This is a genomic window from Rhodococcus sp. K11/5 (genome assembly GCF_055193735.1).
Window position 1 is genome coordinate 512708 of the sequence record NZ_CM143721.1, and the last position, 17457, is coordinate 530164.

General features: G+C 68.9%; 17 protein-coding genes and 1 pseudogene. 12 read left to right on the top strand and 6 right to left on the bottom strand.

The genetic code is table 11. From position 1 onward, the window contains the following. Positions 1 to 124: 124 nt before the first annotated feature. The 9 genes and pseudogenes from ACY466_RS02530 (at position 125) to ACY466_RS02570 (ending at position 8714) form a co-directional block, all read left to right on the top strand. Positions 125 to 658 (top strand): cupin domain-containing protein, encoded by a 534-nt coding sequence (locus tag ACY466_RS02530; RefSeq protein ID WP_463252114.1) that lies wholly within the window; start codon positions 125 to 127, stop codon positions 656 to 658. Beyond that, positions 658 to 1080: a rhodanese-like domain-containing protein gene (locus ACY466_RS02535; RefSeq protein ID WP_463249588.1), complete on the top strand. Its 423-nt coding sequence runs from the start codon at positions 658 to 660 to the stop codon at positions 1078 to 1080. The genes ACY466_RS02530 and ACY466_RS02535 overlap by 1 nt, the downstream gene beginning before the upstream one ends. 46 nt (positions 1081 to 1126) lie before the next feature. Further along, the gene (gene lysS, locus ACY466_RS02540) at positions 1127 to 2641 is read left to right on the top strand and encodes a lysine--tRNA ligase (RefSeq protein WP_463249590.1); all 1515 of its coding nucleotides are present in this window, start codon (positions 1127 to 1129) and stop codon (positions 2639 to 2641) included. Positions 2642 to 2751: 110 nt separating this feature from the next. Continuing rightward, positions 2752 to 3099, top strand: a complete 348-nt coding sequence (locus ACY466_RS02545; RefSeq protein WP_463249592.1) for a histone-like nucleoid-structuring protein Lsr2 — start codon at positions 2752 to 2754, stop codon at positions 3097 to 3099. A 464-nt stretch (positions 3100 to 3563) separates the two neighbouring features. After that, entirely contained in the window at positions 3564 to 6098 is a 2535-nt protein-coding gene (locus tag ACY466_RS02550) for an ATP-dependent Clp protease ATP-binding subunit (RefSeq protein WP_463249593.1), read from the top strand. A 94-nt stretch (positions 6099 to 6192) separates the two neighbouring features. Further along, a pseudogene (locus tag ACY466_RS02555) lies at positions 6193 to 6246 on the top strand (hypothetical protein); the annotation flags it as partial. After that, positions 6246 to 7427 (top strand): FAD-dependent oxidoreductase, encoded by a 1182-nt coding sequence (locus tag ACY466_RS02560; RefSeq protein ID WP_463249595.1) that lies wholly within the window; start codon positions 6246 to 6248, stop codon positions 7425 to 7427. The pseudogene ACY466_RS02555 and the gene ACY466_RS02560, both read left to right, overlap by 1 nt. A 30-nt stretch (positions 7428 to 7457) precedes the next feature. Beyond that, positions 7458 to 8219 carry a VOC family protein gene (locus ACY466_RS02565; protein WP_463249597.1) on the top strand — a complete coding sequence of 254 codons (762 nt, stop codon included), beginning with the start codon at positions 7458 to 7460 and terminating at the stop codon, positions 8217 to 8219. 60 nt (positions 8220 to 8279) lie between these two features. Then, positions 8280 to 8714, top strand: coding sequence for an OsmC family peroxiredoxin (locus tag ACY466_RS02570; RefSeq protein WP_463249599.1), 435 nt, complete (start codon positions 8280 to 8282; stop codon positions 8712 to 8714). Positions 8715 to 8753: 39 nt separating this feature from the next. Here ACY466_RS02570 and ACY466_RS02575 read toward each other — a convergent pair whose 3' ends face one another. Both ACY466_RS02575 and ACY466_RS02580 read right to left on the bottom strand, forming a co-directional pair. Next, a complete protein-coding gene (locus tag ACY466_RS02575) occupies positions 8754 to 10175 on the bottom strand; it encodes a serine hydrolase (RefSeq protein WP_463249600.1) in 1422 nt (473 codons plus the stop codon). An 84-nt stretch (positions 10176 to 10259) separates the two neighbouring features. Beyond that, positions 10260 to 10577, bottom strand: a complete 318-nt coding sequence (locus tag ACY466_RS02580; RefSeq protein ID WP_463249602.1) for an antibiotic biosynthesis monooxygenase family protein — start codon at positions 10575 to 10577, stop codon at positions 10260 to 10262. A gap of 24 nt (positions 10578 to 10601) precedes the next feature. Between ACY466_RS02580 and ACY466_RS02585 the strand changes: the two genes are divergently transcribed. Continuing rightward, a complete protein-coding gene (locus ACY466_RS02585) occupies positions 10602 to 11420 on the top strand; it encodes an alpha/beta fold hydrolase (protein WP_463249604.1) in 819 nt (272 codons plus the stop codon). On the opposite strand, the gene ACY466_RS02590 is transcribed toward ACY466_RS02585, so the two are convergent. Next, positions 11327 to 12199: an HhH-GPD family protein gene (locus ACY466_RS02590; RefSeq protein ID WP_463249606.1), complete on the bottom strand. Its 873-nt coding sequence runs from the start codon at positions 12197 to 12199 to the stop codon at positions 11327 to 11329. The genes ACY466_RS02585 and ACY466_RS02590 overlap by 94 nt on opposite strands. A 126-nt stretch (positions 12200 to 12325) precedes the next feature. Here ACY466_RS02590 and ACY466_RS02595 point away from each other — a divergent pair, with 126 nt between their 5' ends. Together ACY466_RS02595 and ACY466_RS02600 are read left to right on the top strand one after the other, a co-directional pair. Then, positions 12326 to 13027 carry a carbonic anhydrase gene (locus ACY466_RS02595; protein WP_463249608.1) on the top strand — a complete coding sequence of 234 codons (702 nt, stop codon included), beginning with the start codon at positions 12326 to 12328 and terminating at the stop codon, positions 13025 to 13027. A gap of 42 nt (positions 13028 to 13069) precedes the next feature. Beyond that, positions 13070 to 13819 carry a hypothetical protein gene (locus tag ACY466_RS02600; RefSeq protein WP_463249610.1) on the top strand — a complete coding sequence of 250 codons (750 nt, stop codon included), beginning with the start codon at positions 13070 to 13072 and terminating at the stop codon, positions 13817 to 13819. Between the two features lie 49 nt (positions 13820 to 13868). Here the strand turns inward: ACY466_RS02600 and disA are convergent, their stop codons facing one another. The 3 genes from disA to ACY466_RS02615 form a co-directional block, all read right to left on the bottom strand. Continuing rightward, positions 13869 to 14963: a DNA integrity scanning diadenylate cyclase DisA gene (disA, locus tag ACY466_RS02605; RefSeq protein WP_463249612.1), complete on the bottom strand. Its 1095-nt coding sequence runs from the start codon at positions 14961 to 14963 to the stop codon at positions 13869 to 13871. A 56-nt stretch (positions 14964 to 15019) separates the two neighbouring features. After that, on the bottom strand, positions 15020 to 16498 hold the full coding sequence (gene radA, locus ACY466_RS02610; RefSeq protein ID WP_463249614.1) for a DNA repair protein RadA: 1479 nt from the start codon (positions 16496 to 16498) through the stop codon (positions 15020 to 15022). A 99-nt stretch (positions 16499 to 16597) separates the two neighbouring features. Then, positions 16598 to 17200 carry a copper chaperone PCu(A)C gene (locus ACY466_RS02615; protein ID WP_463249616.1) on the bottom strand — a complete coding sequence of 201 codons (603 nt, stop codon included), beginning with the start codon at positions 17198 to 17200 and terminating at the stop codon, positions 16598 to 16600. Positions 17201 to 17457 lie beyond the last annotated feature (257 nt).

The window sequence follows — 17457 nt, forward strand, 5'->3', positions numbered from 1 at the left end:
CTCCCTGGAGTTCTCCGTGTCGTCCCCTGTGGTCTCACGTGCGTTCGACGCACGCCTCTTCCCCCGTCCCTCTCGCGTCGCGCTCGGCCGCGGTGACCTCTCCGTCGGGTCGGCCCCCACCGACCTGCGCCCCGCCGACCTGCTGCGCATCACCGATCAGGGCGTCGCCGACGTCCTCGACGGTCGCCACGATCACCGGCTGCCCCCGCACGGTGCGTATCCCGCGGCCGAGAGGTGGTGCACGCGACTGCACACGGACGACACCGTGGACGTGTGGCTGATCAGCTGGGTCCCGGACCGGTCCACGGAACTGCACGACCACGCCGGCTCTCTCGGCGCGCTGACCGTGTTGAGCGGCTCGCTCGACGAATACCGTTGGGCCGGTGGAGGTCTGCGGCGTCGCCGGTTGAACGCCGGCGATCAGGCGTCGTTCCCGCTGGGGTGGGTCCACGATGTCACCCACGCCCCGGCCGGCACCCGGGACGATGCCCCGACCGACGCCCCGACCCGGGTTCCCTCGGTCGCCCCCGGCCCGACGCTGAGCGTGCACGCCTACTCGCCGCCACTGACGGCCATGTCCTACTACGAGGTGACCGACACGGGCGGTCTGCGTCGTACCCGTTCCGCACTGACCGACCTTCCGGAGGGAGACGCGTGATGACGATCGACGAGATGTTGGCGCGGGCGCGGTCGACCTACACGCGTATGCACGTCTTCGAGCTGAAGGACGCCGTCGCGCGCGGCGCCGTGGTCGTCGACATCCGGCCCCAGGCCCAGCGCGCATCCGAGGGCGTGCTGCCCGGCGCGCTCGCGATCGAACGCAACGTCCTCGAGTGGCGGTGCGATCCGAGCAGCGACGCCCGCCTGTCGATCGCGACGGATCACGACGTGGAGTGGATCGTCCTGTGCTCGGAGGGATATACCTCGAGCCTCGCTGCGGCGTCGCTGCGGGAGCTCGGTCTGCGGAAGGCCACCGACCTCGTCGGCGGCTACCAGGCGCTGCGGGCAGCGGGAATGCTCGGAGTCATGGCCACCGCCCACCACTGCGTCCGGGAGACGGCGGCGGTCACCGCGCACTGACCCGGACGGATCGGCCGGCGTCGGCGGCGCAGTAAAGTCTGTGCACGTGACTGACTCCGCCTCGACGCCCATCGACGACGACACCCCGGAACAACTACGGATTCGTCGTGCCAAGCGGGATCGGCTGCTGGGGCGGGGGGTGGAGGCCTATCCGGTGTCGGTTCCCCGGACGCACACGCTCGCCGAGATCCGTGCGACTCATCCCGACCTCGAGCCGGATACCCACACCGGACAGCAGGTGGGCATCGCCGGCCGCGTCATCTTCCTTCGCAACACCGGCAAGCTCTGCTTCGCGACGCTGCAGGAGGGCGACGGCACCCAGTTGCAGGCCATGATCTCGCTCGCCGGAGTCGGCGAGGACGCGCTGGCCGCGTGGAAGAGCGACGTCGATCTGGGCGACATGGTCTTCGTGCACGGCGAGGTCATCAGTTCCAAGCGCGGTGAGCTCTCGGTGATGGCCGACGAGTGGGCCATGGCGGCGAAGTCGCTGCGACCCCTGCCGGTCGCGCACAAGGAGATGAACGAGGAATCGCGCGTCCGTCAGCGCTACATCGACCTCATCGTGCGGCCGGAGGCGCGGGAGAACGCGCGTCGCCGGGTTGCCGCGCTGCGCGCGCTGCGCGACGGTCTGGAACGACGCGGATTTCTCGAGATCGAGACGCCGATGTTGCAGACCCTGCACGGCGGCGCCGCGGCCCGCCCGTTCACGACGCACTCCAACGCGTTGGACATCGACCTGTTCCTGCGGATCGCACCGGAGCTGTTCCTCAAGCGGGCCGTGGTCGGCGGGATCGACCGCGTGTTCGAGATCAACCGGAACTTCCGCAACGAGGGCGTCGACTCCACGCACTCGCCCGAGTTCGCGATGCTCGAGACCTACGAGGCCTACGGGACGTACGACGACTCCGCGGTGATGACGCGAGAGCTGATCCAGGAGGTCGTCTCCGCGGTCTACGGGACGCTGACCGTGACGTTGGCCGACGGTTCGGAGTACGACTTCTCGGGGGAGTGGACGACCATCGAGATGTACCCGTCGCTGTCGGCCGCGATCGGGCAGGAGGTCACGCCCGCATCGACGGTCGAGGAACTGCGAGCGCTCGCCGCGACGGTGGGGCTCGACGTCCCCGAGGGCAAGGGCTGGGGCCACGGCAAGCTCGTCGAGGAGCTGTGGGAACACAGCTGCGGCGACCAGCTCCACACCCCGACGTTCGTGCGGAACTTCCCCGTCGAGACCTCGCCGCTGGTGCGTGCGCACCGCGACATCGACGGCGTCGTGGAGAAGTGGGACCTCTATGTTCGAGGTTTCGAGCTGGCCACCGGATACTCGGAGTTGATCGACCCCGTCGTGCAACGCGAACGTTTCGTCGACCAGGCCCGGCTCGCGAGTGCCGGCGACGACGAGGCCATGGTGCTCGACGAGGACTTCCTCGTCGCGATGGAGTACGCGATGCCGCCGACGACGGGCACGGGCATGGGCATCGACCGCTTGCTCATGGCGCTGACCGGTCTCGGTATTCGCGAGACAATTCTCTTTCCATTGGTGCGACCCGATCGGGGCTGATCACGAAATTGTCCGACTCCGCGCATCGTATGTATTGCGAAACGCGTTTTAGCGGTAATCTGGGCCACCCGGCGAAATTCCATTCGCCGGGTGGTGAGGGGGATACGCCGATGGTCAAGAAGGTCACCGTGACGCTGGTCGACGACATCGACAACGTGCCCGCGGACGAAACGGTGTCCGTGGGTCTGGACGGAACCTGGTTCGAGATCGACCTGTCCGCATCGAACGCCGCTGAACTGCGCAAAGTGATGGATCAGTGGATCGTGCACGCGCGAAAGGTGACGACCCGGTCCACGAACGGCGGTCAGGCCGGTGCGTCGACGCCGCGTACCCGCGGTGCGGCGGACCGCGCACGGAGTGCGGCGATCCGAGAATGGGCACGGACCGCGGGGTACGAAATAAGCGCACGCGGTCGGATTTCGTCGGACATCGTGAAGGCGTACGAAGAATCCTCCTGAAATCGGACATCGGTTGTGAGATCCCATTGTCATTCAAACGAATGACAATGGGCCGAGCGAGCGCTCGCGCATTCCGTGGGAATTTGTCCGATTCGGCAGAATCGTCGAGTCGAGCGGAGTCGGGGCCCGGTCCGGGGGGGGCTGGACCACGGGGACGTTCGCTGCGGGCGAAGCGACGGCCGGGAGTATCGGGCGGCTCCGCGGTAACGATCTGCGCCCCGTCTGCGTTGTGCAAGGCATACCGGTACCGGTGGGGTGAGATTTCGCCTCCAGCGGAACCACGTCCACGGGGCGGCGACGGAGTGATCCGGCAACTAGAGTGGGTTCTGGGCTCGTGTAGCAGGCTTGGCTGGATCAGGAAGCTTCGAGTGCCACGAAGGGCCCACCCGTCCTACGGACAACCGGTGGGTCCGAGGTCCGAACACACGGTTCGGACACTGCCCGTCAGAGTATGAGGGAGAGCGATGTTCGAGAGGTTCACCGATCGCGCACGGCGCGTCGTCGTCCTGGCCCAAGAAGAGGCCCGGATGCTCAACCACAACTACATCGGCACGGAGCACATCCTGCTGGGTCTCATCCACGAGGGTGAAGGCGTAGCGGCGAAGTCTCTGGAGTCGCTCGGGATCTCCCTCGAGGGTGTGCGCAGCCAGGTCGAGGAGATCATCGGCCAGGGCCAGCAGGCACCCTCCGGGCACATCCCGTTCACTCCGCGTGCCAAGAAGGTCCTCGAGCTCAGCCTCCGCGAGGCGCTGCAGCTCGGACACAACTACATCGGCACCGAGCACATCCTGCTCGGCCTGATCCGCGAGGGCGAGGGCGTCGCCGCCCAGGTCCTGGTGAAGCTGGGCGCCGACCTGAACCGGGTCCGCCAGCAGGTCATCCAGCTGCTCTCCGGCTACCAGGGCAAGGAGCCGAGCGAGGCGTCCACCGGACGCGGCGAGGCGGGAACCCCGTCCACGTCGCTGGTGCTCGACCAGTTCGGCCGCAACCTCACGCAGGCCGCGCTCGAAGGCAAGCTCGACCCGGTGATCGGTCGCGCGAAGGAAATCGAGCGCGTGATGCAGGTGCTCAGCCGCCGTACCAAGAACAACCCGGTGCTCATCGGTGAGCCCGGCGTCGGCAAGACCGCCGTGGTCGAGGGCCTGGCTCAGGCCATCGTCAACGGCGAGGTCCCCGAGACGCTCAAGGACAAGCAGCTGTACACGCTGGACCTGGGCTCGCTCGTGGCCGGCAGCCGTTACCGCGGTGACTTCGAGGAGCGCCTGAAGAAGGTGCTCAAGGAGATCAACACCCGCGGCGACATCATCCTGTTCATCGACGAGCTGCACACGCTCGTCGGCGCGGGTGCCGCCGAAGGTGCCATCGACGCGGCCTCGATCCTGAAGCCGAAGCTGGCTCGTGGCGAGCTGCAGACCATCGGTGCCACCACGCTCGACGAGTACCGCAAGTACATCGAGAAGGACGCGGCCCTCGAGCGTCGTTTCCAGCCGGTGCAGGTGGGCGAGCCGTCCGTCGATCACACGATCGAGATCCTCAAGGGACTGCGCGACCGCTACGAGGCGCACCACCGCGTCTCCATCACCGACAGTGCGCTCGTCGCCGCCGCGACGCTCGCCGATCGCTACATCAACGATCGGTTCCTGCCGGACAAGGCGATCGACCTCATCGACGAGGCGGGCGCGCGGATGCGCATCCGCCGGATGACCGCGCCGCCCGACCTCCGCGAGTTCGACGACAAGATCGCCGATGCCCGTCGGGAGAAGGAATCGGCGATCGACGCGCAGGACTTCGAGAAGGCCGCGAACCTGCGCGACAAGGAGAAGCAGCTCGTCGCGCAGCGTGGCGAGCGCGAGAAGCAGTGGCGCTCCGGTGACCTGGACGTCATCGCCGAGGTCGACGACAACGAGATCGCCGAGGTCCTGGGCAACTGGACCGGCATCCCGGTGTTCAAGCTGACCGAGGAGGAGACCACCCGTCTCCTGCGCATGGAGGACGAACTCCACAAGCGCATCATCGGACAGGTCGAGGCCGTCAAGGCGGTCTCCAAGGCGATCCGTCGTACCCGCGCCGGTCTGAAGGACCCCAAGCGTCCGTCGGGCTCGTTCATCTTCGCCGGCCCGTCCGGCGTCGGTAAGACCGAGCTGTCCAAGGCGCTGGCGAACTTCCTGTTCGGCGAGGACGACGCGCTCATCCAGATCGACATGGGCGAGTTCCACGACCGCTTCACCGCGTCGCGTCTGTTCGGTGCTCCTCCCGGCTACGTCGGCTACGAAGAGGGCGGACAGCTCACCGAGAAGGTGCGCCGCAAGCCGTTCTCCGTGGTGCTGTTCGACGAGATCGAGAAGGCCCACCAGGAGATCTACAACACGCTCCTGCAGGTCCTCGAGGACGGCCGTCTCACCGACGGTCAGGGTCGTACGGTCGACTTCAAGAACACCGTGCTGATCTTCACCTCGAACCTCGGTACCTCGGACATCTCGAAGGCCGTCGGCCTGGGCTTCAGCTCGGGCGAGGGAACGGGCTCGAACTACGAGCGGATGAAGCTCAAGGTCAACGACGAGCTGAAGAAGCACTTCCGCCCCGAGTTCCTGAACCGTATCGACGACATCGTCGTGTTCCACCAGCTCACCCGGGACGAGATCATCCAGATGGTCGATCTCATGCTCGGTCGCGTCGAGGTGGCGCTGAAGAACAAGGACATGGCCATCGAGGTCACGGACAAGGGCAAGTCGCTCCTGGCCAAGCGCGGCTTCGACCCGGTGCTCGGTGCCCGGCCGCTGCGTCGCACGATCCAGCGCGAGATCGAGGACCAGCTGTCCGAGAAGATCCTGTTCGGCGAGATCGAGCCTGGTCAGATCGTGTTGGTCGACGTCGACAACTGGGACGGCGAAGGACAGGGCGAAGACGCGGTCTTCACCTTCCGCGGTGAGAAGAAGCCGATCAGCCTTCCCGACGAGTTGCCGGTGGACCTGGCGAAGTCGGGCGAGAGCTCGGAGTAGTCGGATCGGTCGAAACGGGTCGCACCCGAAGGGGTGCGGCCCGTTTCGTCGTGTCGGGGGCAGCGCCGGATACCGATGATGGAAGTCTGAGTCGATGGTCGAACGTACGGACGTGGTCGTGGTGGGCGCCGGCCTGGCCGGTCTGGTGTGCGCGGCGAACTGCAGAGCCGCGGCATCGACACACGTCTGCTGGAGGCGGCCGACGACGTGGGCGGCCGGGTGCGTACCGACGTCGTCGACGGGCACCTCTGCGATGTGGGATTCCAACTGCTCAACCCGGCGTACCCGGCCGTGAAGCGACTGGTCGACGTCGAGGCACTGCAGTTGCGGCCGTTCGCCGCAGGCGTTCGGGTGCGGCGCGGTAGCGGTTCGGTGACCCTCGGCGATCCGCGACGCGAGCCGGGCCTGCTGCTGTCGACGCTGCGCAGTGGCCTGCTGACGCCGCGAGAGATCGCCGGCCTGGCACGGTGGGTGGCACCGGTGATGGTCGGCGCACAACGGTCCCTGCGCGGCGTCGACGTCACGTTGACCGAGTCGCTGGACGCGGCCGGGGTCCGCGGACCACTGCGCGAGCAGGTACTCGAGCCGTTCCTCGCGGGTGTCCTCGCCGACGATTCGGGGACGACGTCCACGCAGTACGTGAAGCTGCTGATCCGCTCCTTCCTGCTCGGAACCCCGGCGGTACCGAAGGACGGGATGAGGGCACTGCCCGCTCAGCTCGCATCCCGGCTGACGAGACCGCCCGAGACGTCGGTACGAGTACACGGCGTTGACCCGGGTGCATCGGGAGCGACCGTGCGCGCGGACTCCGGGGCGGTCGACGCGCGCGCCGTGGTGGTCGCGACGGACAACCGTGACGCCGCCGATCTGGGCGTGGTCCCGGCCGCAGCCATGGGCGGGTTGATCACGTGGTGGTTCAGCACGCCGGCCGGGATGCCGCAGGATCGCCTGTTGACCGTCGACGGTGATCGCGGACCCGTCGTCAACACCGCGGTGATGTCCGCTGCGGCTCCCGAATACGCCCCCGAGGGGCGTGATCTGGTCCAGGTGACGACATTGGCCGGAGCCGGACTCACCGACGCGGCGGCGTCGGCGGAGGCCGGCCGATTGTGGCGGGTGGACACCGGGGACTGGAACCTGGTGGTGCGGCACGACGTGACACGGGCGCTGCCGAAGTCGTCGCCGCCGCTGAACGCTCGGCAACCGGTCGACCGGGGAAACGGCCTGTTCGTCTGCGGTGACCATCGGGACACCCCGTCGATCCAGGGGGCGATGGTGTCCGGTCGACGTGCGGCGGCGGCGGTCCGGGCGGCTCTGGGCGCGCGATGAGTTCTCGGCCCGCGAGGAGTCGGTAGGGGTATGGCTACCGCAACCGTGAACAGCATTCTCCTGTCCAGCGAGGACCCCGACGCCCTCGCCGACTGGTACGGCGCCGTGTTCGACGCGCCCGTGCACCGCGAGATGGGTCCGCACCCGATCGTCGATCTCGACGGCTTCTTCGTCATGTTCGACCGGCGCGAGGAAGTGTCCGGGCCGGCCCGTGACGGTGCGCGCATCATCCTGAACGTCGAACCCGACGACCCCACCGCGACAGCCGCGCGTATCGACGAACTCGGCGGTGGCTGGATCAGCCCCCTCGAGAATCGAGACGGTCACCTCTTCGGGACGGCGACGGACCCCGACGGCAACTGGATCCAACTGGTTCGGCTCACGGACGAGGCCGAGGCGCAGATGGGGGCGCCCACCACCGCGGTGTCCGGATTCGCCGTCCGTGACACCGAGGAGGCGGCCGCCTTCTACGAGAACGTGCTGCGCATGCGGGTGCTGAGGATGGAGATGGGCGTACTCGGCATCCGTATCGACCGGCGCACGACGGTCATCGCGTATCCGAAGCCCGACCACGTCCCCGCGTCGCACACGGTCCTGAACGTCCCGGTGACCGACATCGACGCGGCCGTCACCGAGTACGCGGCCCGCGGGGCGACCTTCGAGCGCTACGACGCGATGCCGCAGGACGATCGCGGCATCATGCGCGGACCCGGGCCCGAGATCGCGTGGTTCACCGATCCATCGGGCAACGTCATCGCGTTGATGTCGATCCCCGGGCCCGCCTCGGATTGAGAATCGGGCCGGCGGGATATTCGGGGGGAGATAGTTGCCCCGTACGAAAGGATCGTCGACATGCCCACTCGCACTTCACGTACCGCTTGGAACGGTTCCCTCGAGGAGGGTTCCGGACAGGTGGAGCTGTCGAGCTCGAAGGCCGGCACGTTCGACGTGTCGTTCCCCAAGCGCGCAGCCGACGAGGCCGGCGGCACCACCAGCCCCGAAGAGCTGATCGCGGCGGCACACTCGTCCTGCTACGCCATGCAGCTGTCGGCGCTGATCGCCGCGGCCGGTGGCACGCCGCAGAGCCTCGAGGTCAAGGCCGAGGTCTCGCTCGGCCCGGACACCGAGGGCTTCAAGTTGACCGGCATCAAGATCACCGTGCGCGGTGAGGTCGAGGGCCTGGACGCCGACGGGTTCGTCAAGGCCGCCGAGGACGCCAAGGCGACCTGCCCGGTGAGCAAGGCGCTGACCGGCGTCGAGATCACGCTGGACGCCGCGCTCGACTAGGTCTTCCGGATTTCTCCTCGCCCTCCTTTCCCGCGAACGTCAGCGGGGAAGGAGGGCGAAGGTCTGTTCGGCCACGGTGAACGCGTAGGCCGTTTCCAGCGTCCCGATCGGCTGATCGTCGGCGAGCTGGGTCGCGACGACCCAGTCCTGCCCGGCGGCGTCGGTCAACAGCCAGGATCCGACGGCCTCGCCGGGGGCGTTCCCGCCCTTGAAACCGACGTAGGGGAACTGGGCCGGGTCGGTCTGCGAGCCGGGGTTCAGTGCGAGGATCTCCCGCACCACCTGGCTCTGGGGTCCGACGGCCAGCGCGGCGTACGCGGAGCAGATGTCGTTCGCGGAACCGGTCCACCCGACGCCGTCCGGTGCCCCCGGGCGGGTGACGATGCCCTCGTAGTCGAGGTCCGCCTGCGCCGGGTCGACCACGGTGTTGTCGATGGTGCGGTTCTCGAGGCCGTCGAGGATGGCGCGTCGCTCCGCCGTGTCGGCGTCGCGCCACGCGTCGCGACCGTCCGGCAGACCCCAGCCGAGCAGGAAGAACTCCCGTGTCGTGGGGAACGGGGTCAGGTCGGCCGGGTTGCTGTGCCCCATGGTGACGACCTCGTTCTCGACGGCGGCCCGGCCGATTCGGTCGATCAGCAGGTCGGTCGCGGTGTTGTCGCTGATGGCGATCATCGACTCGGCGGCCTGTCGCACGGTGACCGGCGTGCCGTCGGGGGCGTTCTGCAGCTGGCCCGAGGGGGCCGATTTGCGCGCGTCGGTCACGGTGAGCTGTTCGTCCCACCCGACGAGGCCGTTCTCCACGGCCCGAGCGACCGCGCCGAGGACGTAGAGCTTGGCGACGGAGGCGAGTGGCCCGGACTCGTCGGCGTCGATCTCCTCGACCGGGGTGCACGTGCCGCCGGTGGCGCGGGAGGCGACGTAGGAGACGTCGGTGCCCAACGCGTCGAGCGCATCGGCCGCCTCGTCGAAGGACGTGACGTCCGGAGCGTCGGGGAGGGCCTGGATGCCGGACAACCGGCCGTCGGGCGAGGCCTGCAGCCGCAACGTCACCGCGATGTCGCGGGCGGTGGTCAGCTGCACGGTGGACTCCGGCCCGGTGATGTCGATGGAGTCGACGGTCAGCGGCCCACTCTGGCGGATCTGTGCGATGGGACCGACGAGGCCGCCGATCGAGGCCGTGGCCTCGTCCAGCCGCGGGGTCGCGAGGGCCGCGATGACGGACGGGTCGAGTGAACTCTCGTCCTCCTCGGTGATCCACCCGACGACGGTGTCGGTGACACCCACGATGGGTGCCGGCGGCTGACCGTCGGGGGTGTCCGCGGCCTGCTCGGCCGTCGGGGCGGAGTTCCGGGCGGCGCCGGACTCGAGCAGCGGATCGACCCCGCCGGAGCACGCGGCGAGAAGCATCGACGCGGTGACCAGAGCGGCGGCCAGGACGGTGGGACGGGTGGAACCGTGCATGTGGGCGACCCTCAACTCTCGTGCGCGGACCGCGGCCCGAAGAACGTCGTCGATCCTACTGACTGTTTTCGGGCGGGTTCGCCGTCAGTCGGTCTTCTTCGTCGGTGCGACGTCCAGCACCACGTCGAACTCGAGCAGCGATGCGCCCGAGGACACGGGCTTCGCCTGCTGGCCGGCGTGTGCCGCGCGCGCCGGACCTCCGGACCAGGCCTGGAACGATTCCTCGTCCTCCCACTGGGTGACGACGAAGTAGCGATCCTCGCCCTTGACCGGACGCAGCAGCTGGAACCCCAGGAACCCGGGCGAACCGTCGACGGACTGGGCGCGAGCGGCGAATCGCTTCTCGAGCTCCTCGCCGGCACCCTCGGGAACGGAGATGGCGTTGATCTTGACCACTGGCATGTCTGCGAGGCTACCGTGATCGACGTGCTGAGGGACGAAGGTGGCGACGGGGATCCGATCCTTCTGCTGCACGGCCTGATGGGGAGCGCGCGGACCTGGCGACGACAGGTGTCGTGGCTTCGGGACCTGGGGCACGTCCACACGTTCGATGCCGCTGGACACGGACGTCCCGCGCCGGGCGACCTCTCGACCGAAGCGTTCGTCGACGACCTCGCCGGTGCGGTGCACGGGCTGGGGGAGATGGTGGTGATCGGACACTCGATGGGCGCTCTGCACGGCTGGTGTTTCGCCGCTGCGTTTCCGGATCGAGTGCGCGCGTTGGTGATCGAGGACATGGCGCCGGATTTTCGCGGTCGCACCTCCGACGACTGGGCGGCGACCATCCGGGCGTGGCCCCAGCCCTTTCCCGACGCAGCCGCGGTGCGGGACTACTTCGGAGACGTTGCGGGACAGTACTTCCTGGACTCCTTCGTCGAGTCGGGTGACGGCTTCCGGTTGCACGGCGACGTGGAGACGTTCCGGGCGATCTCGGACGAGTGGGGCCGCCGTGATTTCTGGGCGCAGTGGTCGGCGGTGCGGGCGCCCGCGCTGCTGATCGAAGCCGAGCACTCGGTGACCCCACCCGGTCAGATGGTGAGAATGCACCAGGTGCACGGAGATTCGACGTATCGGTGGGTGCCCGGAGCCGGTCACCTGGTGCACGACGACGCCCCCGACGCGTATCGCACCGCCGTCTCGGAGTTCCTGGCTCAGCTGCCCTCGCCGGCCAGCGCGAACCGCCCGTCGCCCGTCTGTTCCACCAGCCCGTCCGTCAGCAACGAATCGAGCGCCCGCTCGCGCTGACCGGGATCGGTGGTCCAGGCGAGGTCCAGTCGGGTCTTCTCGACGGGCCCGGTCGCGGTGCGCAGCACGTCCATCAGCCGCCCCCGGACCTGCCGGTCGGTGCCCGCGAACTTCTGCACCTTCTTCGGCGGACCGTCGTGCACGGGCCTCCCCGCGTCCACCCAGGCGCACGACGGCAGCGGGCAGCGAGCGCACGTCGGGGTGCGGGCCGTGCAGATCACGGCGCCGAGTTCCATGAGGGCGGCGGACACGGCGGCGGCGCGCGGGGCGTCCTCGGGCAGCAGGGCCTCGGCGTCGGCGAGGTCGCGGGTGGTGCTGGGATTTCCCGGTTCGGCCCGCCCGTGCACGGCGCGCGCGATGACGCGTCGAACGTTGGTGTCCACCACGGGAACCCGTTGCCCGTAGGCGAAGCACGCCACCGCGCGGGCGGTGTACGCGCCGACGCCGGGGAGGGTCAGCAGGGTGTCCACGTCGGTCGGTGTTCGGTCGCCGTGCTCGGCGGCCAGCACCTTCGCGCACTCGTGCAGGCGCAGCGCCCGCCGCGGATACCCGAGCTTGCCCCAGGCGCGCAGCACGTCACCCTGGCTCGACGCGGCCATCGCGGAGGGGACCGGCCACCGCGCCACCCAGTCGAGCCAGATCGGAGCGACTCGCACCACGGGGGTCTGCTGGAGCATGACCTCGCTCATCAGGATCTGCCAGCCGCTGACTCCGTCGGCGCGCCAGGGGAGGTCGCGGGCGTCGCGCTCGAACCAGGCGGCCAGTGCAGCGGTGTCCATCGTCGCAGTGTCCGTCTTCGCAGTGTCCATCGTCGTCGTGCCGACCCTCCCCGAACGGTTGTCAGGTTGCCAAGAATTCCGCGTCCGCCCCGAGCCGGTCGGGGATGCTCGAGTAAGAATGTGCCTATGTCGAATTCGAGCCCACGTTCCGCATGGACAGCACTCGTCGAGGGTAACCGGCGCTTCGTCGCCGGTACCCCCCAACATCCGAGCCAGGGGATCGACCATCGGACCTCGCTCGTCGGTGGCCAGCACCCGACGGCGATCCTCTTCGGCTGCTCCGACTCTCGCGTCGCGGCCGAGATCATCTTCGATCAGGGCCTCGGCGACATGTTCGTCGTGCGCACCGCCGGTCAGATCGTCGACAGTGCCGTCCTCGGCTCCATCGAGTTCGGCGTGGAGGTCCTGAACGTCCCGCTCATCGTCGTGCTGGGGCACGACGGGTGCGGCGCCGTGAAGGCCACCCTCGACGCCCTCGACGGTGGCAACGTTCCGCCCGGCTTCATCCGCGACATCGTCGAACGCGTGACCCCGTCCGTGCTCAACGCCCGCCGCCTCGGCTACTCCGAGGCCGACGACATCGGTGCCCGCCACGTCCTCGAGACGGGCACGCTGCTCAAGGAGCGCTCGTCGATCATCGAACGCAAGATCGAGGACGGCTCGGTGGCCATCGTGGGGCTCACGTACAAGCTGGCCGAGGGCGAGGTGCACCTGCGCGGTGCGTTCGGTGACATCGGCGACGCGGAGGTCGGCGCGATGGACCGCAAGGACGTCGCGGATTCGGCTCGTCCCGGTGATCCCGTCGCCGCGATGAGCGACACGCCGTAGTAGGTGCAGCGTGCCCGCGTTGCGGGCGCTTACGGTTGTGATGTGCTCGAGCCGAATGGACCATTGCCTCCCGAGATCTACTGGCGCCGTCGTGCGCTCGCGATCGGCGGGTCCGTGGTGGTGCTCGCCCTCGTCGTCTGGTTGGTGATCGCACTGACCGGCAGCAGCAGCACCGAGGACACCTCGTCCGCCGCGGCGGCGTCGGAGTCCCTGGGGACCGACACCACCTACCGGCCCGACGCTTCCGCCACCGGTGGATCCGCTCCCGGCGGTTCCGGCGGTGGTGGTGGTGGTGGTGGAGCCGGCGGCGGCGCTGCTGCGACCTCCGACGACGACGAGGACGAGAGCACGACGTCCGGTGCGAGTTCGGCGCCCGCGGCTCCGGCCGCACCCGTGGCCCCCGGCCAGTGCCCGGACCAGTCGATGGCCGTCAAGGCGTCGCCGGATCAGCCGTCCTACCCGGTGGGCGGCGAGCCCGGATTCACCATCGTCGTCACCAACATCGGCACCACCGCCTGCGAGCGCGACCTGGGATCCGGTCTGCAGCAGGTGCTGGTCTACACGCTCGACGGTCAGCGTCTGTGGTCGAACATCGACTGCTTCCCGACGACGGCGCCGGACGTGCGCACCCTGCAGCCCGGCGAGCAGGCCCCCTTCACGGTGAAGTGGTCCGGCACGACGTCGGTGCCCGGATGCGAGGCCCCGCGCGAGGCCGTCGGACCCGGTGGGTTCTCGGTGGTCGGCCAGCTCGGGCAGCTGCGCAGTGCCCCGGAGACGTTCAACCTGACCTAGGCCGGTGGGCCGGTGGCTCGAATGGGCCGTGTGCCTGGTCGAACGGTGCCTAGTCGAACGGTCCGGTGATGCTGGCCTCGGCCATGCGGGACAACCCTTCCCGGATGTGCCGCGCCCACAGTCCGCCGATGCCCTCGACCGACTGCAGATCCGCCGCGGTGGCCGCCAGCAGAGTCTGCAGGGTGCCGAACGAGGTCACGAGTCGGTGAATCTGGTGGAACTGCAACCGCGGAACGCGCGTGAGCAACCGGTATCCGCGGGGGCTGACCGGGGTGTCCAGAGCCTCGATGGTCGCGGGGTAGCCGAGGGCGCGCGCCAGGATAGTCGTGTCGAGCAGATCCACGTCGGTGAGCCGATCGAGTGCCGCCAGTGACCGCTCGACGGCGGCGGTGGTGGGAGTGTCCGTACCGGACAGGTAGTCGCGGACCACCAGTTGACGTGCGGAATCGTTGTCGCCCAGCAACTCCTCGAGCTGCAGGGCCAGCTGGCGACCGTCCGTGCCGAGTTCGAGAACGTTCTGCTCGATCTCCACCGACACCCGACGCACCATCTCCAGCCGCTGGGCGACGGTGAGAGCGTCGCGCAGCGTCACGGAATCCTCGATCTCCACGACCGAGAGCTGGCGGGTGACCTCGTCGAGCCGCGCCTTGTAGCGTTCGAGCGTCGCGACGGCCTGGTTGGCGCGCGAGAGGATGGTCGCCGACCCCTCGACGACGTGCCGGGTCCCGGCGGCGTAGACGCTGAGGATGCTCATCGACTGACTCACCGAGACCACGGGCAGCCCGGTCTGGATCGCCGTGCGCTCCGCGGCGCGGTGGCGGGTGCCGGACTCGACCGTGGGAATGGTGTGGTCGGGGACCAGTTGTACGTTGGCGCGCACGATGCGGGTGCCGTCCGTGGACAACACGACGGCACCGTCCATCTTCGAGAGTTCGCGCAGTCGCGTCGGCGCGAATTCGACGTCCAGCACGAATCCGCCGTCGCAGATGCTCTCGACGCTCTCGTCGTACCCCAGCACGATGAGGCCGCCGGTACGTCCGCGCAGAATGCGCTCGAGTCCGTCCCGGAGTTCGGTGCCCGGCGCCAGATCCGCGAGCGCGTCGCGCAGGGTCACGGCGGAGCGAGTCGATCCCGTCTCGGTCACCGTGCTCCCCTCGTCCGTTCCGGCTCGCGACGTGGGTCGGCGCGATGCATCGACCGTCAGGGTACCGGTGCGATGTGCGGCCGCGCGGCCCGACGTGGGGGCGTGCCGTCGGGGCGGCGTCCGGTGTTCACGGCGAAGAGCAACGCCTGGTTGACGTCGGTCACTCGGTGCACCTTCATGCCGGGAGGATCGCCCGCGGTGTCCTGCGCTGACGACTTCTTCGTTCGGTCGGCGGGGATCACGGCGGAGGTGAAGCCGAGTCGTGCCGCCTCCGCCAACCGTCGGTCGACGCCCGTCACACGGCGCACCTCGCCGGCCAGGCCGACCTCGCCCAGGACCACCATCTTGGGCGGCAGGGCCAGGTTGCGCACCGCGGACGCGACGGCCAACGCCAGCGCCAGATCGATGACCGGTTCGGTGGTCTTCATCCCGCCCACCGTGGCGGCGTAGACCTCGCGCGTGGACACCGTGACGTCGCACCGCCGTTCGAGGACCGCCAGCACCATCGCCACCCGGGCGGCGTCGAGCCCGCTGACGGCGCGTCGGGGAGTCGGCATCTGCGTCGGCGCGACCAGTGCCTGCACCTCGGCCAACAGCGGGCGCTTGCCATCCATGGTCACCGTCACCGCGGTGCCGGGGACGCTGTCCGTGCGGTGGTGGAGGAACAACCCCGACGGATCGGTGACCTCCCGGATCCCGCCCTCCATCAGCTCGAAGCACCCCACCTCGTCGGCCGCGCCGAACCGGTTCTTGATGCCGCGCACCATGCGGAGTGTCGAGTGCTTGTCTCCCTCGAAGTGCAGCACCACGTCCACGAGGTGCTCGAGCGACCGCGGCCCGGCGACGGCGCCGTCCTTGGTGACGTGTCCGACGAGCAGTACCGCGACGCCGCTGCCCTTCGCCAGCGACGTGAGCGCCGACGTGATGGCCCGGACCTGGGTGACGCCGCCGATCACCCCGTCGACGTCCGCGGCCGTCATGGTCTGCACCGAGTCGATGACGACCAGGGTGGGGGACACCTGATCGACGTGTCCGAAGATGGTGGCGAGATCGTTCTCCGCGGCGAGATAGACGCGCTCGTGCACCGCTCCGGTGCGGTCGGCCCGCAGCCGGACCTGCCCGGCGGATTCCTCGCCCGTGACGTACAGCGACCGGTCCTGCGGGCTGCGCTGCGCCCACCGATGGACCACCTCGAGCAACAGAGTCGATTTCCCGACGCCGGGTTCGCCGGCCAGGAGAACGACGGAACCGGGGACGATGCCTCCGCCGAGCACTCGATCGAGCTCGTCGACACCCGTCGGCTTGGCGATGGACGACGTGCTCGAAACCTGCGTCATCGGCAGAGCCGGGGTGGTGGGAATCATCGACGTGGACCCGGAGCGCACGGCGCTGGCCCCGGCGCGGGAGGTCACGGCATTCAGCATCGTGACCTCGTCCATCGAGCCCCACGTGTCGCACTCCGGGCAGCGGCCCACCCATTTGGCGACGGTGTGCTGGCATGCCGAACAGCGGTAACTGGTACGAGTCTTGGCCACGGATACGACCCTAGATCGGGGTACCGACAGAGACACGAGTGCCGACAGCGTTACCGCGTGACGACGTCACCGGCGATCGGCGTCGGGCTCGGGGGTGGTTCAGCCCTCGGAGTGGCCGTCTCCCGACATCTCGTTCTCGACTCGGGGGCGGATGGGACCGGCGTCGACGGACACGTCGACCAGGATCTCGCCGGCGTTCTCGAACTCGAACGTCATCGGCACGGTAAGACCCGGCTGGATGTTCTCGGACAGGTCCTCGAGCACCACGTCGAGTTCGATGGGCTCCGTCGTGCCGACGAGCGTCGTCGAGGGCATGCCGGCACCCGCGCTGGCCTGGGGTGGGAGTTCGACGTCGACCGACGTCGAGGACCCGTCCACGACGACCTCCGCGGCGTCCTCGGTCTCGATGCCGACGAGGCGGTCCGACTCGACGAGGCTGGTGTTGATCGCGGTGAAGTAGAGCTCGGCCCGGCCGCCCGGCTCCAGCGCGAACTCGCCGTTCTCCGGGTACGAGACGTGGACGTTCTGCAGGAGGATGTCACCCTGCGAGGCGTTGTTGCCGGTGATGGCGGCGACCTGGGTCGCGGTCTGGGAGATCTGCCCGGACCCGCACGCGGACAACGCAACGGCCGCGCCGGCGGCGAGAGCCATCGCGGTCACGACGCGTCGGGTGCGGCGGGGCGTGGCGAGGGATGCGGTCACTGGTCGTCCTCCATCGAAAAGCCGGGCGAGCCGGCTCACGATGCCGGCATCCACCACGCAGCGTAGTAGTTGTCGGTGAGATGTGGTCCGTCGGGTCGTTCAGGGGTCGATTCGAAGTCGATCGGGGGGCCTTCCCGGGCCTGTCGATACACGTATCGACCGTTGTGTCAACCCCGTGGTCAACCGCTGTGCGCCCCTGACCTGCAGCGTTGATGCGCCGGTGTCCGGGGGGCGTGTTAAACTGGCCATATCGAAAG